We start from the raw sequence: 22148 nt of genomic DNA, 5'->3' as shown, positions 1-22148 counted from the left end.
ATCGCCTGCGGTCTGTCTCAGGCAACTGAACTCCCGGTTGCCTGTCTGTGTGATGAGTAATCAGTGCCCGCCAGGGCACTCAGTGGCATCTATTGGGGGGCTTCTTCAAGCCCCTTTTTTTATCCAACTTTTGTCCAACCCTGACTATTCCAAAAGTTCGGCGGCTCAGACCCGGGATTTCTGCTCCCTTGCGGGCTGCTCATTTTGGCACCTGATTCGCCCTGTTTCGGTGCACTTCAGTTTGTCTTATGCACATTGGCTATAAAAGCAACAGCGTCCCGCCAAAAACCGCCCGGCAACCAGACATTCACAGGTTGACATTCATAACTATATGATTTTAAAGGTGTTTAATAAGCTGGTTAAATTTTGAACAATCTGACAAGGGGCTCGCTATCACTGCGTTCTGCAGTGTTTCACCCGCTTTAACCACATCTTTATCCACAGGAACTGGGGAAAAGCGCCGCAGGCCCTTTCAGAGCCACGGCTACCGAATGACAGTCAAAACCATGACGCACTGGAGTCTAAGGTAACGCCCATATTGACCGATTTGAACATCGTCGCTGAAAGCCCGAGAATAGCGGCAACAAATATGACAACAGAGCAGTCTATGGCCACCATCAAACAGGTATCCGAACTCGCCGGCGTTTCACAGGCAACCGTCTCTCGCGTAATGAACGGCAGCGCCCGGGTATCGCAATCGACGCGTGAACGCGTCGAGTCTGCCATGACTGCCTTGGGGTACACGCCCAACGCCTTTGCCCAGTCTCTGGCCTCCAATCGCTCCAACACCGTGGGCCTGATCGTCTCCGAGCTGCACGGCCCCTACTACGGCCCGCTGATGGGCGGGCTCGAGCAAGTGCTGCGGGACAACAACAAGTACCTGTTGATTGCCTCCAGCCATAGTGACGAGAAGATGGAGCAGGAGGCGGTCGACTTCCTGCTCAGTCGCCGCTGTGACGCCCTGGTGCTGCACGCCGAGCGACTCAGTGACGAAGCCCTGGAAGACCTGGCCCAGCGCGTGCCGTTGGTCTGCCTCAATCGCCATATCGATTCGGCTCAGGTAGACAGCGTGCATCTCGACAACCTGATGGGGGGACATCTGGCCACCGAGCACCTGATTGGCCTGGGGCACCGGCATATCGGCTGCATTGCCGGTCCGTCCTGGAAACAGGACGCCATGGATCGTGTGCAGGGGTATCGCAATGCCTTGCAGGCGGCGGGCCTGCCGGTAACCGATGCACAGATTGTCGAAAGCGACTACGACGAAGGCAGTGGCTATCGGGCGGCCAAACAGTTGCTGCAGCAGTTCCCGCAGGCCACCGCCATTGTGGCGGGTGATGATGATATCGCCATCGGGGCCATGGGCTGGCTGACCGAGCAGGGTTATCAGGTACCGGACGACATGTCCGTGATCGGGTACGACGATGTGCCCTATGCACACTATTTCTCGCCCTCGCTGTCCACAGTGGGCGTACCCATCGCGGAGATGGCCGCCATGGCAGGCCGACATATTCTCAACCGGGTGTACGGCCGCGGTTTTGATGTGCAGTTCGCCTTCCAGCCAACGCTGGTGGCGCGCAACAGCAGTGCGGCCCCGCGTCGGGGCTGAACCCCGGCACCGAAACGCGAACCACAGCCACAAAAAAGGCCGGCTTTCCAGGGAAAACCGGCCTTTTGTTGCGAGCGCTCGACAACCAGCGGGCAGAGCCCGGTGATTCATCAGCCCAGGTTGCGCACCGTCTGCACGATATTCTCCGGCGTCAGGCCGAAGTGCTGATACAGCGCTTCCGCCGGGGCCGACTCACCGAAGGAATCCATGCCCACCACGGCGCCATCCAGGCCGACATACTTGGCCCAGAAATCCTTGCTGGCCGCTTCCACCGCCACCCGCCTGCGCACGGCGGCAGGCAGCACGCTCTCGCGGTACTCGGGGCTCTGGGCCTCGAAACGCTCAGCGCAGGGCATGGACACAACGCGCACCGCAGTACCCGCCGCAGACAGCTGCTCAGCGGCTTCCATGGTGATGCCCACCTCGGAACCGGTGGCAATCAGAATGGCCTCCGGGGTGCTTTCGCAGTCACGCAGGATATAGGCCCCTTTCTCGATGGCATCGATCTGGGCTGCGTCCCGGTTCTGATGCGGCAGACCCTGGCGCGAGAAGATCAGCGCCGCCGGGCCTTCGGTGCGCTGCACCGCCTGCACCCAGGCCACCGCAGTCTCGACGGTGTCACAGGGGCGCCAGGTTTCCAGGTTCGGCGTGCTGCGCAGTGCCGTGAGCTGCTCGACCGCCTGGTGGGTCGGGCCGTCCTCACCCAGGCCAATGGAATCATGGGTATAGACCAGGATGCTGCGCAGCTTCATCAGCGCCGACATGCGCACTGCATTGCGGGCGTATTCCATGAACATCAGGAAGGTGCCGCCATAGGGAATGAAGCCACCGTGCAGGGCGACCCCGTTCATGATGGCGGTCATGCCGAATTCGCGCACCCCGTAGTAGACATAGTTGCCTTCCGGGTCCAGGCGGGTGATCGGCCTGCAGCCTTCCCATTTGGTCAGGTTGCTGCCGGCCAGGTCGGCCGAGCCGCCAAGAAATTCGGGCAGCAGCGGCGCCAGCGCCTGAATCGCATTCTGGCTGGCCTTGCGGCTGGCCACTTTCTCCGCCTTTTCATTGGTGGCCTGGATGATGTCACGTGCCCTGGCCGCAAAGTCGGCCGGCAAGTCGCCGTTGAGGCGGCGCTCCAGTTCTGCTGCCAGCTCCGGGTGCTCACGGCGATAGATCTCCATGGCCTCGTTCCAGGCCTGCTCCTTCTGGCGCCCCTTGCCGCGCGCATCCCAGGCGTCATAGATGTCCTGCGGAATTTCAAAGCTGCCGTGTTTCCAGCCCAGACGCTCGCGGGTCAGCTGGATCTCGTCTTCACCCAGCGGCGCCCCGTGAGAAGACTCCTTGCCTTCCTTGTTGGGCGACCCGAAACCGATGATGGTCTTGCAGCAGATCAGTGTCGGCTGATCGGTATTCTTGCGCGCGGTGTCGATGGCGGTACGAATCTCGTCCGGGTCATGGCCGTCCACACGCGGAATCACCTGCCAGCCGTAGGCTTCGAAACGTGCCACGGTGTCGTCGGTGAACCAGCCGTCCACATCGCCATCAATGGAGATGCCGTTGTCATCATAGAAGGCGATCAGCTTGCCCAGACCCAGAGTGCCGGCCAGGGAGCTGACTTCATGCGAAATGCCTTCCATCATGCAGCCGTCACCCAGGAAGCAGTAGGTGAAGTGATCGACCACCGCATGCCCCTTGCGATTGAACTGGGCCCCCAGCACACGTTCGGCCAGTGCCATGCCGACCGCATTGGCCAGGCCCTGGCCCAGCGGGCCGGTGGTGGTTTCCACACCGGGCGCATAACCATATTCAGGGTGACCGGGGGTCTTGGAGTGCAACTGACGGAAGTTTTTCAGCTCTTCCAGCGGCAGCTCATAGCCCGACAGGTGCAACAGAGAGTACAGCAGCATGGAACCGTGACCATTGGACAGCACAAAGCGGTCACGGTTGGGCCAGTCGGGGTTCTGCGGATTGTGATTCAGGTAGTCGCGCCACAGCACCTCGGCAATATCGGCCATGCCCATGGGGGCACCGGGGTGGCCGCTTTTCGCCGCTTGCACGGCGTCCATGCTGAGGGCGCGGATGGCATTCGCCAGCTCTGTACGATTGGGCATCAGGATATCTCTCTGTCCAGGGTCTCGATAGGGTCCATAGCGGGCGCGTATTGTCGCCGAAGGTTGCCCCGAATTAAACCCCGAATGGTGAGAATCTGACCAGCAACCCGACCGTACAGTGCCGCAACAGCCGAATCAGATGCCTCTGCCGGATGGAAAATCACCCTGCAGAGCGTTATCGACCAGGTCGATCAGGCGCTCGCCCATCTGCACATCATAGGGATCAAGCACTAGCTCACGGTTGACCATCACGGAGGGGGTCATGCTGATGCCATGGCCGCGAGTCAGCGTCTCGGCCTGGCGCATGCGCCGATCCACCGCTTCCGATTCATAGAGTCGGCGGAATTCCTCCTGATCCAGTCCGCAGCAATGGCCCGCCAGTTCGATGACCTGTTCCGCTGTCGCCACCCGCTCCGGGTTGGACTGAAAGGCCACAAAGATGGAGCGGTGGAAGTCCGGGTTGGCCCCCATCAGTTCGGCGGCATGGAAGCCGCGCGCTGCCGCCTCGACACTGGAACTGAATACCACCGGCACTAGCAGGGTATCCACATTGTCATCGGCAGTCGTCAGCCAGTGGGTGAGCTCCTGCTCGTAGAACTGATGGCAGGGGCCGCACTGATAGCCGAAAAACACCATGACTTCGTCGCGATCCGGATCCGCCTGCTGCGGGTAGTCCTGCCGCACCTGGTCGCGCTGTGCAGGTGCCGAAGCACAGGCGGCCAGCAGCACCAGCATCATGAGCAGTACGATATTGAATGGTTTCATAAGACAGTCCCTTGAGCTTGAAATGAAGAATCGGCGGCGCCAAGGCTAGCAAAGGCCCTCGACAACAGCCAGATATCAGTCTCGCTATCAGTCAGAGCTGTGTACTGTTTCACAGCTCTGCATGAACTCAGCGCTGCAGTATCATCCATTGCTCGATAACGTCCGGATCGACCGGCACCGAGGCGGTCAGATTGTCATGGCCTTCGGCAGTGACCACCACATCGTCTTCGATGCGCACCCCTATGCCGCGCCAGCGCGCTTCCACCCGGTCATTGTCCGGTGCCACATAGAGCCCGGGCTCGATGGTCAGGCACATCCCGGGGCGCAGCGGCCGCCAGTCGCCGTTTATCTTGTACGGGCCGACGTCGTGCACATCCAGGCCGAGCCAGTGACTGGTCCCGTGCATGAAGAAGTCGCGGTAGCCCTCGTCCTCGATCAGCTGGTCCACATCGCCTTCCAGCAGGCCCAGTTCCACCAGTCCGCTGACCAGAACGCGCACCACGGCCTCGTGCGGCTGGCGCATGGGTACACCGGGCTTCACCTCCGCCAGCGCCGCCTTCTGTGCTTTCAGCACCAGCTCGTAGAGCGCCCGTTGCTCGGGACTGAAGCGCCCGTTCACCGGGAAGGTGCGGGTGATGTCCGAAGCATAGCCATGCAGCTCGCAACCGGCGTCAATCAGCACCAGTTCGCCGTCCCGCAGCACATCGGTGTTCTCAGTGTAGTGCAGCACGCAGGCATTGGCGCCGCTGCCGACAATGGCCGGATAGGCAAACTCGGGAGCACCCGCCCAGGCACAGGCATGACGGATTTCCGCCTCCAACTGGTATTCGGTGGTGGCGCGCTGGTCGCCACGCACACAGGCTGCCCAGGCGCGCTGATGGGCGGCGGCACTGATCTCACCGGCGGCACGCATCACGGCCACCTCCTGCTCGCTCTTGATCAGCCGCAGCTCGTGCAGCGGTGCCAGCAGATCATGAAAGTGCGCTGGCGCCTGCACCCCCTTGCGCGCCTGCGCCCGTACCTGGTTGACCCAGTGCATCAGGTGGGCATCCACCGTCTCGTCCTGCCCGAGCGGGCTGTAGACATGAGTCTTGTTCGCCAGCAGCTCCGGCAGGCGGTCATCCAGATCCTCGATCGGATGCGCCTCGTCGATCCCGAGTTCACTGACCACACCTTCCGGACCCAGTCGATAGCCGTTCCAGATTTCCAGGGCACGATCCCGGGGCCGACAGAACATGATGGCTTCGCCCGCCGCGCGCTCCGGCACCAGCACCAGCCAGGCATCCGGCTCGGTAAAACCGGTCAGATACAGCAGGTCACTGTGCTGACGGAACGGAAAATCGACATCATTGTTGCGCCGCTGCTCGGTGGCGCCCGGCAGCACCACAACGGAATCGGGCTCCAGTTGCGCCAGCAGGCGCTTGCGACGCTGGGCGAACTCTTCCAGAGAGATGGCAGGCAGGATGACGCCAGCGGACGAATCGGGCATGTTAAACTCTCGGTTGTGAAACGACTGATACACAGTATAACCAGCGAATGCAGCAGAACCCATGGCTCATGACACACGCGAACTGAACCGACGGCAGGATCACTTTACCGGACGCAGCGATATCTGGCTGTTCGGGTATGGTTCCCTGATCCACAAGGTCGACTTTCCGTTTCTGGAAGCGCGGGATGCACGCATTCAGGGCTGGGCCCGGCGCTTCTGGCAGGGCTCGCATGACCATCGCGGCACCCCCGAGGCGCCCGGCCGCGTACTGACCCTGGTCGAGGCCCCGGATGAGACCTGCGTCGGCGTCGCCTACCGGGTGACGCCGGATGTGTTCGAGCATCTGGACCACCGGGAAAAGAACGGCTATCTGCGCCTGACCATCGACATGACCTTTATCCGGCCACCGCATCAGGGCAGGCACGCCAATGGCCTGATCTATATCGCCGGGCCGAACAATGCAGCCTGGCTGGGGCCGGCCAGTGAAGCGGCCATCGCCCGGCAGATTGCCCGTTCACAGGGCCCCAGCGGCCGCAATGACGACTATGTACTGAAACTGGATGCCGCCCTGCAGGACATGGGCGCCGAAGACCCCCATGTCGCTGCCATAGCCCGTCACCTCAGGGCGTCGGATTCTTCACATGCACATCCATCTGCGGATAGGGAATACTGATCCCGGCATCATCAAAGGCCAGCTTGACCCTTTCCTGCATATCCCAGTACAGACCCCAGTAGTCCGCATTGCTGACCCAGGGGCGGCACAGCAGGTCGACGCTGGAATCATTCAGTTCCCCCACCATGACCGCCGGCGCCGGTTCGGGCAGCACCCGTTCATCCTCGCTGACCAGTTGCTGCAGAATCTCCTTGGCCTTTTTCAGGTCCGAGTCATAGCTGATACCGAAGGTCATGTCGACCCGGCGCGTCGGGCGGGTGGTGAAATTGGTGATGCTGCGGCCGAAAATCTGCGAATTGGGCACGATGATGTGCTTGTTGTCGCCGGTGCGCATGACCGTATACAGAATATTGATCTGCTCAATCACGCCCATGGTGCCTGCGGTATCGACAAAATCGCCTTCCTTGAACGGGCGCGTGACAATCAGCATGACACCGGAAGCCAGACTTTTCAGCGAATCCTGCATGGCCAGACCAATGGCCAGGCCGGCCGCACCGATCAGTGCAATCAGCGAAGTGGTATCGACCCCGAGCGGATTCAGTGCGGCGATGATCACCATCAGCATCAGCAGCACTTTCAGCACATTGGTCACAAAGCGAATCAGAATATTGTCCAGCGGGGTGCGGCGGATCAGGGTATCACTGACCTTGACCACCAGAGTGACGGCTATCCTGCCCACCACAAAGATCAGAATGGCCTGCAGCACACTGGGTGCCCACGGCATGATGAAATTCTGCCAGAATTCGTTGGAGCTGAGCTCGGGCATAAGCGGTTTCCTTGTTCAAATTACGGATTTTTCCAACCAGCACCGTCGCAACGTGCACCAGTCCGGTATGTTGACGTATAAAGAGGGTAACCCTAACGGCGCCACACGTCATATCGACCCAGAGAGGACACAAAACCATGACCGATGAAATCAGCCATCAGGTCTGGCAGTGGCTGCTGGACCCGCACCATATACTGGAAGATCTGCTGGTGCGTGACGCTGACGGCAAGGCTGTGGGCATGGCTCATATCCGGGCCTGCCTGCGGCCGCGCCTTCTATGACCGCTACACCAACGGCGTCAGTGACTTCATCCTGTATCAGTGGACACCCTGAAGCCGATTTTCAACCCACCTGGCCGCGCTCATGCGCCAGCAGCCACTGCTTGCGGGCCATGCCCCCGGCATAGCCGGTGAGTTGGCCGTTCTTGCCGATCACTCTATGGCAGGGAATCACAATGGGCAGCGGGTTGGCGCCATTGGCGGCACCGACCGCGCGCACGGCTCTGGGTCTCTGAATGACCGCCGCCTGATCGGCATAGCTGGCGGTCTGCCCGTAGGGGATGGCCTGCAAGGCCTGCCAGCAGGCCTGCTGGAACTCGGTGCCGATCGGTGCCAGCGGCAACTCGAAGCGGGTGCGCTGCCCCGAAAAATACTCGTTCAGCTCGCGCTCGGCCTGTGCCGTCAGTGGGCTGGGTCGACTGTCCGGCGTCCGCTCGCCGGCACCGGGCAGGAAACGGATGGCGGTAATGGCCTTGTGGGTGGCTATTATTTCCAGATCACCCACGGGGGTGTTGCTCAGGTATTGGCAGTACAGGGTCATGTCAGGCTCCAGAGGTTCAGGGTCAGGTAGCTGCGCCAGGGTGCGGCGGCGGCGGGGTCGAAGGTGACATCATGCTGACGCAGGGCGCGCTGCACGCCCAGATCGCCGCCCAGCCAGATATCGCTCTCGCTCAGGCCACGCATGCGGGCGTACTGGACAGTCCAGGGCCCGATGCCGCTGAGTTGCAGCCAGCGGCCCGGGTCTGCTGCGGTCTGCGGCTCATCGCGAAACAGGCAGGCCAGATCGATCAGCGTCTGCTTGCGGCGCCCCGGCAGACGCAGTTCGGCCAGATCCGTCTCCGCCAGCACTTCGGGCGACGGAAACAGTCGCATCTCCCCGGTCGGGCCCGGACCGGTCTGCCCATAGGCCTCGACCAGTTGCGCCACCAGCTTGTGCGCCGCAGACACGCTGACCTGCTGGCCCAGTATGGCGCGCACTCCGGCCTCGAACAGAGACAGCGTGCCCGGCAGCCGCAGACCGGGTACCGGCCCGCCCAGAGACGCCAGCAACGGGCGCAGATGATCGTCGATACAGCCGCTGTCCGCATCCAGATCCAGCAGCCGGCGCAGGGTTCTGACCACCGGCAGCAGCACTGTGGGCTGACTCAGGTGCAGCGCTACCCTGAAGCCGTGTCGTGCCGCGTCATGGGTGGCAGTGAAGTACCCGTGCTGGCCATTGTCCAGCGTCAGCGAACGCCCGTAGCTGTGGTCCGTGATCCATTCCAGACCGGGAATCAGGCGCGGCCGCAGGAAATCGCGCAGATGCTGCCAGTTGTAGGGCGGCCGATAGCTGAGAAACAGCGTCAGTTCGCCGTTGTCGCCGGCCTTTCCAGGCTGTCGCCGCAAATCACTCGGAGTCATCTGCAGGCGCTCACGAAAGCAGTCATTGAACCGCCGGATGCTGCCGAAACCGGCGGCAAAGGCCACCTCGGCGACCGGCAGCCCGGTCTGCTGCAGCAGGCTCTTGGCAAACAGCAGCTGTTGATACAGAGCATAGCGTTTGGGACTGGTCCCGGTGCCGTTCTGGAACAGCCGGGTCAGATACCGACTGCTGATACCCAGCCGCTCGGCCAGCCGGCTGACCGATCCCTGCACCAGGGCACCCTCGTCGATCAGGCGCAGGGCGCGCTCGAGCGTGGTGTCGGTGCCCTTCCAGGCCCAGGACGCCGGGGCACTGTCGGGCCGGCAGCGCAGACAGGGCCGGAACCCGGCCTCGGCCGCCGCCACGGCACTGTCGAAATAGCGCACATTCTCTTCCTTCGGCAGCGGTGCCGGGCAGATGGGCCGACAATAGATGCCCGTGCTGGTCACAGCCACGAAAAAACGCCCGTCGAACCTGGGGTCACGGGTCAGGCGGGCTTGCTGGTAGTGCGCAGTCTGCACGGACAGGCCTCCTTGTGAACAGACCCGCAGTGTAACCGATTCTGCTCCCGGAGCTGGCTGGAAACGGAACTGTACTGTGCAGGTGAACCCCCCGCCGGTTACTGGTATTCTGGCGACCGCCCACTGAATCTGTTGCCAAGGAGCTTATCGGATGATCACAAGGAACTGTGCGGTGATGTTCACCGACATCAAGGGATTCACCTCCCGCACCTCTGAAACCACACGCAAGGGCTTCCGCAGCCTGCTGGAAGAACACGACCGTCTGCTGCGCCCGGTATTCCGCTATTTCGGCGGCGTGGTGGTAAAGACCATCGGCGATGCCTTTCTGGTCCGTTTCGACAGTCCGACCGATGCCGTGGTCTGTGGCCTGGCTCTGCAGGCCGTACTGAAACAGCACAATGCGGGCCTTCCGCCCGAAGAGCAGATCGCCGTGCGCGTGGCCATCAATACCGGTGACGTCGAGTTGCAGGACGGTGATGTCGTGGGCGAGCCGGTCAATGTGGCCGCCCGCCTGGAAGCCATCGCTGAGCCGGGCGAAGTCTGGTTTACCGAGGCGGTCTATCTGACCATGAACCGCAAGGAGGTCCCCACCACCGAGATAGGCGAGCGCACCTTCAAGGGCATTCCGCGCCCGGTGCGGGTGTTCAAGGTATTGTCCGACCCACCCAATGACCAGATCCGCCAGATCGACAAGGCGGTGCGGCTCGAGCGCGGCGTGCCCAAACTGGAAGGCCTGCGCGACCGTACCGCGCGTGCCTTCAACTGGCGCCCCTGGGTGGCGGCGGTGCTGGTTGCGGTGCTGCTGGGCCCGGTGACCACTGTGGTCGGCTACCAGATCTGGGCCGAACGCCAGGCCGTGCAACGCATCGAAAGCCTGCTGGAGATGGGTGATACCGCCCCGGCGCTGCGCCATCTGGATGAACTGCTGGCCGAGCGGGCCCATGAGCCCGAAATCCGCGCCCTCGGGCTGCAGGCAGCCCGTCAGCATCTGGCGCACCTGCAGGAACGTGGTGAAGACCCGGCCGCCATGCGTGACTGGCTGCGCGAGCGCATGGCCGAACACAGCCATCTGGAGCCGCTGCGGCCCGACTACATTGCCCTGCACAGCCGGGTGGAACTGAATGCTGCCTTTGACAGCGGGCGCGGCAATGTCTTCTGGCAGACCTTTCGTGATCTGCTCGAGCGCTATCCGGAGTCAGCCGAGGTACCGCTGATTGCAGCAGACATCCAGCGCCGCAACCGGCAGATTGTGGAAACCCGGCTGTGGCCCTATCAGGTGCTGGTCGAGCGGACCGGCTACCCGACCGACGAGACGTTGCAGGCCGACATTCTGGCCGTGGCCACCACCACGCTGGAACGCAACCTGCCCGCCAGCGGCTACGCCCAGCGGGCGCATGAATTGCTGCAGGCCGGACCGGAGGCCGAACTGGTGAACTGGACGGAACAAGCCTTCGCCGACGGCAGTGGCGCTGCCCTGGCCAACAGCCTGGAGATTCTGGCCCGCCGCGATGACCCGCGTGCCGAAGTACCGGTCTACCAGGCGCTGCACCAGTTGCTGAATTTTCAGGAGGCACTGGCCAGCATGGAAGTCCTGCAGGCCATCGATGAACCCGAGCAGGGCGCGCGTATAGCCGAGATACTCAACGAGGCCCGGCTCGACATGGCCGCCGACCTGACACCCGAGGAACGCCACCAGGCCGAGCAGTTGCAGCGCACCCTGGCCCAGCGCTGGCTCTGACGGCTGCCGACTGTACCGCTGACTTTACAATTGACACCCCCGGCGCCCCGGCAACACCAGCCGGGGCGCTAGGCAGCGCTGTCTCCGGGCGGATACAGTGGCGGTCAGTGCTTCGAGGGCAATGACCATGCTGACCTACAACACCTATCTCGCCATTGATGAACTGCTGGACCTGCAGCGCCCGCGCTCGGAGCCGGAAGAGCATGATGAAATGCTGTTCATCGTCATCCATCAGACCTATGAACTCTGGTTCAAGCAATTGCGGCACGAACTGGATTTTCTGGCCGAACGCCTGAATGATGATGACCTGCCACGGGCCTTCCATACCCTGAAGCGCATTCTGAAAATCATGAAGACCCTGGTCAGCCAGGTGGATATTCTGGAAACCATGACCCCACTGGAATTCGGCAGTTTTCGTGACCGTCTGGAAAATGCCAGTGGCTTCCAGAGCTACCAGTTCCGCGTGATCGAGTTCCTGCTCGGCCACAAGCGGCCGGAGCCCATGGAACACCAGCCGCCGAATTCCTACGGCCGCCAACTGCTGGAAGAAGCCTATCGCACGCCATCCCTGTGGCGGGTCTTTCTCGGCGTACTGCAGCGCGCGGGCTACAGGCTGCCCGATACCCTGTTCGGGCAGCCGGTCACCGAACCCAACGGCACCGACCCGAGCGTCCAGAACGCCCTGATCCGTGTCTATCAGCGGGACCATCAGCTGTCCGAGCTCTGTGAACTGCTGGTGGATCTGGATGAGGGCCTGCAGGAGTGGCGCTATCGCCACGTCAAGATGGTGCAGCGCACCATTGGCGCCAAGATGGGCAGTGGCGGCTCAAGCGGTGCCGAGTACCTGATGAAGACCCTGTTCCGGCCGGTCTTCCCCGACCTGTGGGATATCCGCAACCGGATCGAGCAGCCCTGAGCGCCCAAGAGACAGCCCTGAGCGGCTGAGTAAAGACCCCTGAGCGGCTGAGTAAAGACCCCTGAGCGGCTGAGTAAAGACCCCTGAGCGGCTGAGTAAAGACCCCTGAGCGGTCAGTGGATGGGTGTATCGGCGGTCGGCGGCGCAAAACGTTCGTAAAAGTGTCGACCGGCCAGACGCGCATGCGCCAGCAGCGCATCGAAATCCTGCTGGGCGTTTTCCGAGGTTTCCACACTGTCACTGTCGAGCTGGGAGATGGCGATCAGGTCGGTCAGCAGTTCCTGGTCGTCTTCATCCGGCGCCTGCAACTTGCCCACCATACCCAGGGTGCTGACAAAGGCCGCGCACCAGTCCGCCAGCGCTTCCAGCCGATCGGGCAGCGGCGCCTTGTCATCCGGCAGCAGCGGCATGGGGCCGTCGCTGTCGGTTTGCAGGCCCTGCAGGTCGGAGAGGGCTTCATCATAGAGATTGTGTAAAGGCGTTGCCTGGTCCTCGGTGGGCGGGGTTTCGATCTCCAGCAGGGCACAGACCGTTTCCAGCCAGCCCGGGCGGTCCAGCCGCTCGCCACAGGCCAGGCGAGCCATCAGGCTGCCATGCAAAAACGCCACTGATTCGGTGGGATCGAATTCAGCCAGTACATCGTCCAGTTCGTAGTAATCCAGTGCCACCGGGGCCTCCGAATGCTGCCATTGTCAGAGGGCGATATGCTAGCATTACCCACCATGCCAATGACATGGCAGAAACCGATAATCACAGCCGACCGGAGTTCCGGATGTCACACCAGAAACTGATGGCGCTGGAAGCCCGCCTGGAGCAACTGTTGCGCGAACATGAGCGGCTGCGTCGGCTGGCGGCCACCCATGAGGAAGAGCGCCAGCAGTGGCAGGCTGAGCGCGCCAGTCTCCAGAAGCGACATGAACAGGCACGAGAACGTCTGGATTACGTCATCGCCCGCCTGAAGGAATTTGAAGAAGCGTCATGAGACATCAGCATACTGTTCAGGTCCGCATTCTGGACCGCGACTACACCGTTGCCTGCCCGCCGGAGGCCGAAGACGGTCTGCGCGCGGCGGCGCGACACCTGCACGACAAGATGACCGAGATCCGCCACAGCGGCAAGGTACTGGGTGTGGAGCGGGTGGCCGTCATGGCCGCCCTCAACCTGATCCATGAACTGCGCCAGGAGTTGCAGGCACAGCAGTTGCCGGAAGCTACTCTGGACCGTCTGCTGAGCAAGCTCGACAACGCGCTGGAAACTTGATGAAAAACCCGTTGAATGTCAACACTGTATTCCCGGGAATTAAGCGTATAATGGTTGCTACCCTGGGCTACTCGCCAGTTGATTCGTCCTCGAGCCGTATTTATACGACAGGGGGCTCTTCGCTGACGTTGTTGAGCATGTCCGTCCTGGTGCGGAAAGCCTGATACATCACTAGAGTCACCCACCTTGAACTTAACGGTTCAAGGCCTTACTCAACAGCGGTAGCACCGGGGAACCTCGCAGACACACCCCAAGGAGATGATGCATGCCAACAGTGGCACTTACGCTGGGCAGCGGTGGTGCGCGTGGACTGGCGCACATTGGTGTGATTCAGTGGCTCGAAGAGCACGATTTTGAAATTGTCGCCGTCGCCGGTTCCTCCATCGGCGCTCTGGTCGGAGGCATCTATGCCGCCGGCAAACTCCCTGTTTATCGTGACTGGGTCTGCAGCCTGGGCCGCGGCAATGTGCTGCGCATGCTGGACCTCTCATTTTCCCGCGCCGGCCTGTTCAAGGGCGAAAAAATCATTGCTCACCTGAGCAGCATGATTGGCGACACCCTGATCGAAGATCTGCCCATTCCCTACACCGCTGTGGCCACCGACATCAATCGGGAGCGCCCGGTGTGGCTGAATGAAGGCTCGCTGTTCAAGGCCATTCGCAGTTCCATCGCGGTACCGACGGTGTTCACGCCGCAGTTTCATCAGGGCCGCTGGCTGGTGGATGGCGGTCTGGTCGACCCGGTACCGGTCGCCGCAACCCGCCATGTGCCGGCAGACCTCAACCTGGCCGTCAACCTGAACCACCCGACGCAGGATCTGAAGCTGCCCTTCGAGCGCCCCGAAGGCGACCCCGAGCCGCTGGGCAACAGCCTCAAAAACGGTGGTGGACAACAGTGGTTCAGCGGCATCCTGGACAGCATCCGCAGCCTGCACAAGGGCGTGCCGGAAGAGGAAAACAGCCTCAACATGGTGGACGTGCTGTTCCGTTCCTTCGATATCATGCAGGCCCAGATCACCGAAAGCCGCCTGGCCGCCTACCGGCCGGATATCGTCATCAATCTGGAGCGCGCGGAAGGCGGCTTTTTCGACTATGACAAGGCGGACCAACTGATCAGGACCGGCTACCGACTGGCCGAAGAAGCCCTCGGCCATCATCTGCCACGCGCCCGGATCAGCCGCGACGAGGCCTGACTGGTTGAGTTCACGGTAGACGGTAGAATCGTTCCAAACCACAGAAGGCTGTCAAACCCTCACTGTCTACTGTCGACCGTCATCTGTCGACTACAAACAACTGTCGACCGTCTACTGTCTTCTGTCGACTAATCCCTGCCAGTTGGCGGCATACCCAAAAGCTCAAATACGGCGGCCGAAGACGTTCAAAGAAACATCCGGTAAACCGGGTTGTCGCTCTCGGCCCAGTAGGTGTAACCCACCTGCTCCAGCTTGTCCCCGAACTCATCGCGCTGCGCCTCCGGCACCTGGAAGGCACAGAGCACACGACCGTAGGCATCCCCATGGTTGCGGTAGTGGAACAGCGAGATGTTCCAGCGCCCGCCCAGGGTACGCAGGAAGTTCATCAGGGCGCCCGGACGCTCCGGAAACTCGAAGCGATACAGTACCTCGTCGGCCGCATGGTGCGACTTGCCGCCCACCATGTGGCGAATATGGGTCTTGGCGATCTCGTTTTCCGACAGGTCCAGCACCTTGTAGTCGACCTGGCGCAGAGCCTCGATCAGGGCTTCCTTCTCTGCCGCATCCTCGACCTTGATGCCGACAAAGATGTTGGCCGCCTGATCATCGTCGTAGCGATAGTTGAACTCGGTCACCGGCCGCTTGCCGACAGTGGAGCAGAACTCCCGGAACGCGCCCGGCCGTTCGGGGATGGTGACGGCCAGAATCGCCTCGCGCTTCTCGCCCAGCTCGGCCTGCTCGGACACAAAGGCCAGGCGGTCGAAATTCATGTTGGCGCCGCTGCAGATGGCGACATAGGTTTCACCGGTCGTGCTGTCGCGCTCGACATACTTCTTCATGCCCGCCAGCGCCAGCGCCCCGGCCGGCTCCGCAATGGAGCGGGTGTCGTCGAACATGTCCTTGACCGCGGCACAGATCTCGTCGGCGGTCACCGTGATCACTTCATCAATATGATGCTGACAGACCTTCCAGGCTTCGGCACCGACCTGGGCGACGGCAGCGCCATCGGCAAAGATACCCACCTGCTCCAGCTTCACCGGCTTGCCGGCGACCATGGCCGCTGCCAGACAGGCGGATTCCTCGAACTCGACGCCGATCACCTTGATTTCGGGGCGCAGATACTTGATATAGGCGGCGATGCCGGCCGCCAGACCACCGCCGCCGACACAGACGAAGATGGCATCCAGCGGCTGGTTGTGCTGATGCAGAATTTCACGGGCAATGGTGCCCTGGCCGGCGATGGTGTCCGGGTCATCATAGGGATGGATATAGGTCAGGCCCTGTTCGTCCATCAGCTTGCGTGAATGCTCGGAGGCCTCGTCGAAGGCATCCCCGTGCAGTACCACCTTCACATACTTGCCGCCATGCGACCGCACCGCCTGCACCTTGATATCCGGTGTGGTCTTGGGCATCACGATCACGGCCCGGGTTTTCAGCTGGTGCGCCGCATAGGCCACGCCCTGGGCATGATTGCCGGCTGAGGCACAGATGACACCACGTTCCCGCTCTTCGTCACTCAGCAGCGCCATACGGTTGTAAGCGCCGCGAATCTTGAACGAAAACACCGGCTGCAGATCTTCACGCTTGATCCAGATCTCGTTGTCCAGGCGATGGGACAGGTTCTTGGCGAACTCCAGCGGCGTTTCCCGGGCGGCTTCATAGACCCGGCTGTTCAGGATTTTCTTGACGTAGTCCTCGAGTGTCATTGTGCTCTCTTCCGGTTTGATTCAGTGTCGTACAGCGAGCGGAGCAGTGTAGCAGAACAGTTCACAACCAAAGAAGCCGCACACGCAGAGAACTGCCCGCCGATGCGTTATACTGCGCCAAACAATACTGGGGAGGTCCACCATGAATCAGGACGCCATGAAAAAGGCCGTGGCCGAAGCCGCACTGGAAGAGATTCGCGGCCAGATCAACAAGGACAGCGTACTGGGTGTCGGTACCGGCTCTACCGCCAACTATTTCATTGAGGCCCTGGGCGAGCTGAAGGGCAGCTTCCGCGGCGCGGTGGCCAGTTCAGAGGAAACTGCCAAGCGTCTGAAGGCGCGGGATATCGAGCTGTTCGAACTCAATGATGTCGATTCACTGCCGTTCTATATCGACGGTGCCGATGAAGCCAACGAGCATCTGCATCTGATCAAGGGTGGCGGTGCAGCCCTGACCCGCGAGAAGATCATTGCCGCCGTGGCGCGCGAGTTCATCTGTATCTGCGATGAGAGCAAGAAGGTCGATATTCTCGGCCAGTTCCCGCTGCCGGTCGAGGTGATTCCGATGGCGCGCTCCTACGTGGCGCGCAAGCTGGCGGGCCTGGGCGGCCAGCCGGTATACCGTCAGGGCGTGGTGACGGACAACGGCAATGTGATTCTGGATGTGCACAACCTGAAGATCACCGACCCGAAAAAGCTGGAGAACGACATCAACGCCATCGTCGGCGTGGTGACCAATGGCCTGTTCGCCAATCGCGGCGCCGACCTGCTGTTGCTGGGCACGCCTGACGGCGTCAAGACCAGCTCGGTGATCAACACCCCCTCGCGCTCGGGGGATTATTACTGAGCACCCTTGATTCGCTGCCGCGCCTCGGGAACGACTTGCGCCTTTTGCCGCCTGATGGCGGGGTACCTGCAGCGCCATGGTTCCAATATCTCGGGGTTGAATCAAAGCCTGTATGTAGCGAGGCACGCAAGTGCCGATTCAAGGGCAAAGGCCCCGAATAAGGGGCGGCTACGCCGCCCATCGCGACTCGCGTCGCTCACTACAACAGAGGCTATTCTGCAGGCTGTGTGGTCCGACGTCACGCATCTGCGGCCAAGGGCTAGGAGGCACGGCTAGAGTCGCCGGCCTGTACCCAAGCCTGGCGACGGGAATAAAGGCGACGGAGCTTCCACAACCTACAAGGTCGCCGACCTACTCCACCCGCTCCCAGGTCTGGGTGCGGCCGATCAGCGAGAAGCCGACAAACCCGCGCACCTCGAGGGACTGGTCATCGTCCATTACCGACAGCCGCGCACTGTACTCGCGGCCGTTGGCCGGGTCGGTGATGGTGCCGTCACGCCAGTCACCGTGGCGTTCGCTCCAGGTCATCTCTTCCAGAATACGCAGGCCGACAAAGGGCTGGCCTTCCTTGTCGCCGCTGCACTTGGTGCAGTACCACTCGTCTTCCGGCAGATCCGACTGGATGATCTCGATGATGTGGCCCCGCAGCTCACCGTTCACCACCTGGATCTCCACCAGGCTGCGAGCCTCCCCCGTATCATCATCAATGGTCCGCCAGACCCCTTCCGGACTCGGCATGGCATGGGCAGTGAGCAGCATGAAGCTGGCCGCAAAAGCAATGATCCAACGCATGGGTCTTTCCTCTTTGTTGTACTTGTCAGTTCGGAGACTATGCAACGCAAGTTAGACCCAAAAGTGCGGCAAGTCACGTCAGGCCAGTGCATTGCTGACTCAGACTCCACAATCAGCGCCAGAGGCAGCGCAATTCAGATGGCGGGCAGACAATAATGCGGCACGATGCCGGTCTGGCCAATGCAGGCCTCGATGTCGAGCCCGGTAAGCGTGCCCTGTCCGTACCCGACCTCCGCGTTCGGATTGCCGACAAGACCCGCAAAAGGCATGACCTGACCGCCATTTCAGATTAAACTGCGCGGTTTTTCCCGTCACTGGAGCTCAAGATGGCATCCTCGAGCACGCCTGCAAGCCGCAAACTGTCCGGTCTCGGCTTCGCCCTGCTGTCGGCGCTGGCCTTTGGCGGCTCCGGGCCCTTTGCCCGCCCGCTGATGGATGCCGGCGTCGACCCGCTGCAGGTCACCTGGCTGCGGCTGCTCGGCATGGCGCTGCTGATGCTGCCGGTGGCCTGGTACTATCGGAGTCTGCTGCGCACCCAGTGGAAGCTGCTGCTGGCCTATGGCATTTTCCCAATTGCCGGGGTACAGGCCTTCTATTTTGCGGCCATCGCCCGTATCCCGGTCGGCATTGCCCTGCTGATCGAGTTTCTGGGCCCGGTGCTGGTATTGCTCTGGGTGGGGCTGATCCGCCGCCAGCCGGTGGCGCGCTCGGCCATGCTGGGCGTGGCGCTGGCCGTACTGGGGCTGGGTGGCCTGCTGGAGGTCTGGAAGGGCCTGGTGCTGGACCCGCTGGGTCTGCTGCTGGCGGGGTTGGCTGCGGCCTGTCAGGCCGGCTTCTTCCTGCTGTCCGATGCCGCCAGCGATGATGTTGAGCCCATCGCGCTGATCGCCATCGGTGGCTGTGTCGCCTTTGTGATCATGACCGTGATCGCCCAGCCCTGGACCCTGCCCTGGTCGGTACTGGGCGGTGAAATCACCATTGCGGGCCGGCAGGCGCCGGCCATGGTATCGGTACTGTGGCTGGGCCTGATCGCCACGGCACTGGCCTACTGGACCGGCGTCGCGGCCATTCGACGGCTGTCACCCCCGGTCGCCGGCGGGGTGGCCTATCTGGAAGTGGTGACTGCCATTGTGCTGGCCTGGTTGCTGTTGAATGAAACCCTGACTATGGTTCAGTTTGCGGGCGCTGCCGTGGTAGTGCTGGGTGCCTGGCTGGCCCAGCGGGCCACGCCGGAGGCACCCGACAACCCGGAACTGGCCCTGCACAGCCCCGAACCCACTGTTGATCGCTGAGGATTTATGTATTCACTGCCCCTGAGTTACTACTTCAATAATGCCTCTGCACTGGTCTACGGCTGCATGGGACTGGGCGGTGACGGCGCCAGCCCACTGCTGACCGCCGCCGACCACCAACAGGCCGAAGCTGCCGTGGAAGCCGCCCTGGATGCCGGCATCACGGTATTCGACCATGCCGATATCTATACCCGCGGCAAGGCGGAAGCCGTCTTCGGTGCCCTGCTGAAACGACGCCCTGAACTGCGCGAGCGCATGGTTCTGCAGTCCAAGTGCGGCATCCGCTTTGCCGACGAGCAGGGCCCGCAGCGCTTCGATTTCAGCCCGGAGTGGATTCGCCATTCCATCGAAGGGACCCTGCAGCGGCTCAATACCGACTATCTGGACATCTATCTCCTCCACCGCCCGGACCCACTCATGGAGGCCGAGCCGGTGGCGGAGTTGTTTCAGGCCCTGCAGGACGAAGGCAAGGTACGACACTTTGGCGTGTCCAACATGCAGCAGCACCAGATGCGCTTCCTGCGCAGCTTCATGAACACCCCTCTGGTGGCCAACCAGCTGGAGCTGAGCCTGACCGCGCTGGACTGGCTCAACCATGGCGTGGACACCAACACGCCATGGGGCGCCGATCTGACTTTCAATGCCGGCACGCTGGAATACTGCCGCCTGCAGGGCATTCAGCTGCAGGCCTGGGGCTGCCTGAGTCAGGGCCGCCTGACCGGGCGCGATGTCTCCGGGGAGCCGGAGTCGGTGCAGAAGACGGCACAACTGGTGACACAGCTGGCCGAACAGCACGGCACCAGCCGGGAAGCCATCGTGCTGGCCTGGCTGCAGCGCCACCCGGCCGGCATCCAGCCGGTAATTGGCACCACCCGGCCGGAACGCATCGCGGCCTGTGTCCAGTGCTCGGAAGTCACGCTGTCACGCGAGGAGTGGTATCAGCTCTTTGTAGCAGCGCGCGGCGTGCGGATGCCCTGAGCCGTTTCCCGCGCAACAGCCGCATACCAGAGCTTTTCCAGACCCTCGACCCAGTCCCGATAGTGGGCCCAGGGGTCAGCGGTGACGGCATGCGGCGCCAGCACGGGCATCAGGACAGCGCGCTCGGGCCCGCTCAGACCCAGCCAGCGGTCCACACAGACCGCATCAATCCAGGGGTTGCCGCGCGCGGCAAACTCCCAGTCCAGCAGCGTCCACTGCCGACCTGACAGCAGCAGGTTGCCGGGGTGCAGGTCATGATGCATCAGGCAGGGGGTGGCCGCCGGCCATTGCCGGCAGGCGCTGATCAACCGATCGGCCAGTTGATGCCAGCGCGCGTCATCCGGGCAGGCTGCTTCGTAGTCGCACACCAGTTGCTCGTAATCCCAGGCAGCGACCTCGGGCAGTGGCCGGGCCCAGAGTTCGTTCAGCAGTGTCAGCAATTCTGCGCGCTGATCCGGGTCCGGCTTCGTGTTCGGCGCCGGCGCGCCGTCAATCCAGGGCAGCAGCATGCCTTGCGGCGTCCAGGCCAGCAGGTCCGGCATCCAGGCAAAACCCTGCAGGGCACGCATGATGGTCTGCTCGCGCGCCCGATCCACCCCGGGCGCCGGCACGAACTGCCGCCACACCCAGCGCTGGCCGTCAGCTTCCAGGCGCCACAGATGATTGGTCGCCCCGGGCGCCATCGGCTGTGCCTGCATGTCTTCCGGCAACCGGGCGCGCACGGCCGGTGGCAAAGCCGGCCCGACCTGTTCAGTCATCACCGCGCCTCAGTTCACCCGAATGGTGCCGCTGGCCACGCGCACACTGAAGCCACCCATCATGATGGTCTGCACCGCGCCACCCTGCTTGCGCACACGGGCATACAAATCACTGGGCCGACCCATTTCCACGCCCTGAGCGATATGCCACTGCCAGTCCCCCTCGGCTTCGGGCTGACAGTGGGCCAGCAGGCCGGTCAGAGCGCAGTTGGCGCTGCCGGTGGCCGGGTCCTCGAACACGCCGTCGAGCGGTGCAAACATGCGCGTGCGCAGATCAAAGCCGGCGCCGTCCCGGGTATAGAGATGCACATCCGGCGTAATGCCGCGTGCCTGCAGGGCCTGCATGGCATTGATATTCGGGTTGGCCCGCGCCAGCGCTGCCCGATCACTGACTTCGGCGATCAGAAACGGCAGGCCGACCGAGGCCACACAGGGTTCATGCGTGGCGGTCAGAATGTCGCCGGGAGCCAGACCCACCACGGCGGCCATTTCATCGGCACTGACGGCCTCGCCCAGGCTCAGCGCCTGCGGTGCCTGCAGCTCACAGTAGACATCACCCTGGCTGCGTCGGGCCACGGTGACCGTGACCAGGCCGGCCTTCTCCTCGAAATGCAGCGTGGCATGCTCGTTGACCATCGACACCTGATCCAGGGCCGCCAGCATGAAGGCCGTGCCGACATTGGGATGGCCGGCAAAGGGCACCTCGATGCGTGGCGTGAAGATGCGTACCTGCCGGGTATGCTGCGGGTCCTGCGGCGGCAGTACAAAGGTGGTCTCGGAGTAATTGAACTCGCGGGCCAGGGCCTGCATCTGCTCTGTGGTCAGCCCGCGCGCATCCGGCACCACGGCCAGCGGATTGCCTCCGAAGCGGGTACGGGTAAAGACGTCGCAGGTATAGTAGTTGAGTTCCATGATGCCGCTCCATACAGATTCTCTTTTACTCTAGCGCAATCGGACTGGGCTGACACGACACAGTGGCGTGCCGACGCGCCAAACAACTGTACTCCTGTCCCGGCCATGGTTGTCAGCAAGCGCTGCATGATTTATAGTATGTTACTGGT

Annotated in this window: 23 protein-coding genes and 1 other RNA gene; 12 read left to right on the top strand and 12 right to left on the bottom strand. The window is 62.3% G+C overall.

Annotated elements, in window-relative coordinates:
* The first annotated feature begins 607 nt into the window (after positions 1-607).
* Positions 608-1609 (top strand): LacI family DNA-binding transcriptional regulator, encoded by a 1002-nt coding sequence (locus tag E4656_RS09180; protein ID WP_135482933.1) that lies wholly within the window; start codon positions 608-610, stop codon positions 1607-1609.
* A gap of 110 nt (positions 1610-1719) precedes the next feature.
* On the opposite strand, the gene tkt is transcribed toward E4656_RS09180, so the two are convergent.
* The 3 genes from tkt to pepP all read right to left on the bottom strand — a co-directional run bounded on the left by tkt (position 1720) and on the right by pepP (position 5968).
* Positions 1720-3714, bottom strand: coding sequence for a transketolase (gene tkt, locus E4656_RS09175; RefSeq protein WP_135482932.1), 1995 nt, complete (start codon positions 3712-3714; stop codon positions 1720-1722).
* Positions 3715-3849: 135 nt separating this feature from the next.
* Positions 3850-4479 (bottom strand): DsbA family protein, encoded by a 630-nt coding sequence (locus E4656_RS09170; RefSeq protein ID WP_135482931.1) that lies wholly within the window; start codon positions 4477-4479, stop codon positions 3850-3852.
* Between the two features lie 127 nt (positions 4480-4606).
* A complete protein-coding gene (gene pepP, locus E4656_RS09165) occupies positions 4607-5968 on the bottom strand; it encodes a Xaa-Pro aminopeptidase (RefSeq protein ID WP_135482930.1) in 1362 nt (453 codons plus the stop codon).
* Positions 5969-6029: 61 nt separating this feature from the next.
* Here pepP and E4656_RS09160 point away from each other — a divergent pair, with 61 nt between their 5' ends.
* Entirely contained in the window at positions 6030-6641 is a 612-nt protein-coding gene (locus E4656_RS09160) for a gamma-glutamylcyclotransferase (protein ID WP_135482929.1), read from the top strand.
* On the opposite strand, the gene E4656_RS09155 is transcribed toward E4656_RS09160, so the two are convergent.
* Complete coding sequence (locus E4656_RS09155; RefSeq protein WP_135482928.1) at positions 6589-7407, bottom strand: mechanosensitive ion channel family protein; 819 nt, start codon at positions 7405-7407, stop codon at positions 6589-6591. The genes E4656_RS09160 and E4656_RS09155 overlap by 53 nt on opposite strands.
* Before the next feature lie 137 nt (positions 7408-7544).
* On the opposite strand from E4656_RS09155, the gene E4656_RS20225 reads away from it, so the two are divergent.
* Complete coding sequence (locus E4656_RS20225) at positions 7545-7688, top strand: hypothetical protein (RefSeq protein ID WP_167856003.1); 144 nt, start codon at positions 7545-7547, stop codon at positions 7686-7688.
* A gap of 61 nt (positions 7689-7749) precedes the next feature.
* On the opposite strand, the gene E4656_RS20610 is transcribed toward E4656_RS20225, so the two are convergent.
* Positions 7750-8226: a methylated-DNA--[protein]-cysteine S-methyltransferase gene (locus tag E4656_RS20610; protein ID WP_135482927.1), complete on the bottom strand. Its 477-nt coding sequence runs from the start codon at positions 8224-8226 to the stop codon at positions 7750-7752.
* Positions 8223-9608, bottom strand: a complete 1386-nt coding sequence (locus E4656_RS09145; RefSeq protein ID WP_135482926.1) for a DNA-3-methyladenine glycosylase 2 family protein — start codon at positions 9606-9608, stop codon at positions 8223-8225. The genes E4656_RS20610 and E4656_RS09145 overlap by 4 nt, the downstream gene beginning before the upstream one ends.
* Before the next feature lie 151 nt (positions 9609-9759).
* On the opposite strand from E4656_RS09145, the gene E4656_RS09140 reads away from it, so the two are divergent.
* Together E4656_RS09140 and E4656_RS09135 are read left to right on the top strand one after the other, a co-directional pair.
* Positions 9760-11346 carry an adenylate/guanylate cyclase domain-containing protein gene (locus E4656_RS09140; RefSeq protein ID WP_135482925.1) on the top strand — a complete coding sequence of 529 codons (1587 nt, stop codon included), beginning with the start codon at positions 9760-9762 and terminating at the stop codon, positions 11344-11346.
* A gap of 127 nt (positions 11347-11473) precedes the next feature.
* Entirely contained in the window at positions 11474-12262 is a 789-nt protein-coding gene (locus E4656_RS09135) for a tryptophan 2,3-dioxygenase (RefSeq protein WP_240753949.1), read from the top strand.
* Between the two features lie 113 nt (positions 12263-12375).
* On the opposite strand, the gene E4656_RS09130 is transcribed toward E4656_RS09135, so the two are convergent.
* On the bottom strand, positions 12376-12930 hold the full coding sequence (locus E4656_RS09130; RefSeq protein WP_135482923.1) for a UPF0149 family protein: 555 nt from the start codon (positions 12928-12930) through the stop codon (positions 12376-12378).
* Positions 12931-13034: 104 nt separating this feature from the next.
* Here E4656_RS09130 and E4656_RS09125 point away from each other — a divergent pair, with 104 nt between their 5' ends.
* From E4656_RS09125 to E4656_RS09110, 4 genes are all read left to right on the top strand, one after another.
* On the top strand, positions 13035-13244 hold the full coding sequence (locus E4656_RS09125; protein WP_135482922.1) for a TIGR02449 family protein: 210 nt from the start codon (positions 13035-13037) through the stop codon (positions 13242-13244).
* Positions 13241-13522: a cell division protein ZapA gene (locus tag E4656_RS09120; protein ID WP_135482921.1), complete on the top strand. Its 282-nt coding sequence runs from the start codon at positions 13241-13243 to the stop codon at positions 13520-13522. Before E4656_RS09125 ends, E4656_RS09120 begins: the two co-directional genes overlap by 4 nt.
* Before the next feature lie 56 nt (positions 13523-13578).
* Positions 13579-13760: non-coding RNA, 6S RNA (gene ssrS / locus E4656_RS09115), on the top strand.
* Between the two features lie 27 nt (positions 13761-13787).
* Positions 13788-14714: a patatin-like phospholipase family protein gene (locus E4656_RS09110; protein ID WP_135482920.1), complete on the top strand. Its 927-nt coding sequence runs from the start codon at positions 13788-13790 to the stop codon at positions 14712-14714.
* A 185-nt stretch (positions 14715-14899) separates the two neighbouring features.
* On the opposite strand, the gene ilvA is transcribed toward E4656_RS09110, so the two are convergent.
* Entirely contained in the window at positions 14900-16420 is a 1521-nt protein-coding gene (gene ilvA, locus E4656_RS09105; RefSeq protein WP_135482919.1) for a threonine ammonia-lyase, biosynthetic, read from the bottom strand.
* A 142-nt stretch (positions 16421-16562) separates the two neighbouring features.
* On the opposite strand from ilvA, the gene rpiA reads away from it, so the two are divergent.
* Positions 16563-17267, top strand: coding sequence for a ribose-5-phosphate isomerase RpiA (rpiA, locus tag E4656_RS09100; protein ID WP_135482918.1), 705 nt, complete (start codon positions 16563-16565; stop codon positions 17265-17267).
* Between the two features lie 351 nt (positions 17268-17618).
* Here the strand turns inward: rpiA and E4656_RS09095 are convergent, their stop codons facing one another.
* Both E4656_RS09095 and E4656_RS20605 read right to left on the bottom strand, forming a co-directional pair.
* On the bottom strand, positions 17619-18059 hold the full coding sequence (locus E4656_RS09095) for a DUF2147 domain-containing protein (protein ID WP_135482917.1): 441 nt from the start codon (positions 18057-18059) through the stop codon (positions 17619-17621).
* A 134-nt stretch (positions 18060-18193) separates the two neighbouring features.
* A complete protein-coding gene (locus E4656_RS20605; protein WP_276605967.1) occupies positions 18194-18328 on the bottom strand; it encodes a hypothetical protein in 135 nt (44 codons plus the stop codon).
* 57 nt (positions 18329-18385) lie between these two features.
* Between E4656_RS20605 and E4656_RS09090 the strand changes: the two genes are divergently transcribed.
* Positions 18386-19351, top strand: coding sequence for an EamA family transporter (locus E4656_RS09090; protein ID WP_135482916.1), 966 nt, complete (start codon positions 18386-18388; stop codon positions 19349-19351).
* Between the two features lie 6 nt (positions 19352-19357).
* Positions 19358-20329 (top strand): aldo/keto reductase, encoded by a 972-nt coding sequence (locus E4656_RS09085; RefSeq protein WP_135482915.1) that lies wholly within the window; start codon positions 19358-19360, stop codon positions 20327-20329.
* Here E4656_RS09085 and E4656_RS09080 read toward each other — a convergent pair.
* On the bottom strand, positions 20290-21087 hold the full coding sequence (locus tag E4656_RS09080; RefSeq protein ID WP_135482914.1) for a phosphotransferase: 798 nt from the start codon (positions 21085-21087) through the stop codon (positions 20290-20292). The two genes, E4656_RS09085 and E4656_RS09080, sit on opposite strands and share 40 nt — an antisense overlap.
* A 9-nt stretch (positions 21088-21096) precedes the next feature.
* Positions 21097-21999, bottom strand: a complete 903-nt coding sequence (locus E4656_RS09075) for a PhzF family phenazine biosynthesis protein (protein ID WP_135482913.1) — start codon at positions 21997-21999, stop codon at positions 21097-21099.
* Positions 22000-22148 lie beyond the last annotated feature (149 nt).

Source organism: Natronospirillum operosum (assembly GCF_004768465.1).
GTDB classification, from domain to species: Bacteria; Pseudomonadota; Gammaproteobacteria; order Pseudomonadales; family Natronospirillaceae; genus Natronospirillum; species Natronospirillum operosum.
Note: the sequence above shows the minus strand (reverse complement) of the source record. Positions and strands in the feature narration are given on the sequence as shown.

Bases quoted from the DNA above. Each gene is read 5' to 3' on its own strand.
- E4656_RS09170 (WP_135482931.1), bottom strand. From the start codon at position 4,479: ATGAAACCATTCAATATCGTACTGCTCATGATGCTGGTGCTGCTGGCC.
- E4656_RS20225 (WP_167856003.1), top strand. From the start codon at position 7,545: ATGACCGATGAAATCAGCCATCAGGTCTGGCAGTGGCTGCTGGACCCG.
- E4656_RS09140 (WP_135482925.1), top strand. From the start codon at position 9,760: ATGATCACAAGGAACTGTGCGGTGATGTTCACCGACATCAAGGGATTC.
- E4656_RS09085 (WP_135482915.1), top strand. From the start codon at position 19,358: ATGTATTCACTGCCCCTGAGTTACTACTTCAATAATGCCTCTGCACTG.
- ilvA (WP_135482919.1), bottom strand. From the start codon at position 16,420: ATGACACTCGAGGACTACGTCAAGAAAATCCTGAACAGCCGGGTCTAT.
- E4656_RS09090 (WP_135482916.1), top strand. From the start codon at position 18,386: ATGGCATCCTCGAGCACGCCTGCAAGCCGCAAACTGTCCGGTCTCGGC.
- E4656_RS09120 (WP_135482921.1), top strand. From the start codon at position 13,241: ATGAGACATCAGCATACTGTTCAGGTCCGCATTCTGGACCGCGACTAC.
- tkt (WP_135482932.1), bottom strand. From the start codon at position 3,714: ATGCCCAATCGTACAGAGCTGGCGAATGCCATCCGCGCCCTCAGCATG.
- E4656_RS09180 (WP_135482933.1), top strand. From the start codon at position 608: ATGGCCACCATCAAACAGGTATCCGAACTCGCCGGCGTTTCACAGGCA.
- E4656_RS09080 (WP_135482914.1), bottom strand. From the start codon at position 21,087: ATGACTGAACAGGTCGGGCCGGCTTTGCCACCGGCCGTGCGCGCCCGG.
- E4656_RS20605 (WP_276605967.1), bottom strand. From the start codon at position 18,328: ATGCCTTTTGCGGGTCTTGTCGGCAATCCGAACGCGGAGGTCGGGTAC.
- E4656_RS09155 (WP_135482928.1), bottom strand. From the start codon at position 7,407: ATGCCCGAGCTCAGCTCCAACGAATTCTGGCAGAATTTCATCATGCCG.
- E4656_RS09125 (WP_135482922.1), top strand. From the start codon at position 13,035: ATGTCACACCAGAAACTGATGGCGCTGGAAGCCCGCCTGGAGCAACTG.
- E4656_RS09160 (WP_135482929.1), top strand. From the start codon at position 6,030: ATGGCTCATGACACACGCGAACTGAACCGACGGCAGGATCACTTTACC.
- E4656_RS20610 (WP_135482927.1), bottom strand. From the start codon at position 8,226: ATGACCCTGTACTGCCAATACCTGAGCAACACCCCCGTGGGTGATCTG.
- E4656_RS09135 (WP_240753949.1), top strand. From the start codon at position 11,474: ATGCTGACCTACAACACCTATCTCGCCATTGATGAACTGCTGGACCTG.
- E4656_RS09075 (WP_135482913.1), bottom strand. From the start codon at position 21,999: ATGGAACTCAACTACTATACCTGCGACGTCTTTACCCGTACCCGCTTC.
- E4656_RS09110 (WP_135482920.1), top strand. From the start codon at position 13,788: ATGCCAACAGTGGCACTTACGCTGGGCAGCGGTGGTGCGCGTGGACTG.
- E4656_RS09095 (WP_135482917.1), bottom strand. From the start codon at position 18,059: ATGCGTTGGATCATTGCTTTTGCGGCCAGCTTCATGCTGCTCACTGCC.
- pepP (WP_135482930.1), bottom strand. From the start codon at position 5,968: ATGCCCGATTCGTCCGCTGGCGTCATCCTGCCTGCCATCTCTCTGGAA.
- rpiA (WP_135482918.1), top strand. From the start codon at position 16,563: ATGAATCAGGACGCCATGAAAAAGGCCGTGGCCGAAGCCGCACTGGAA.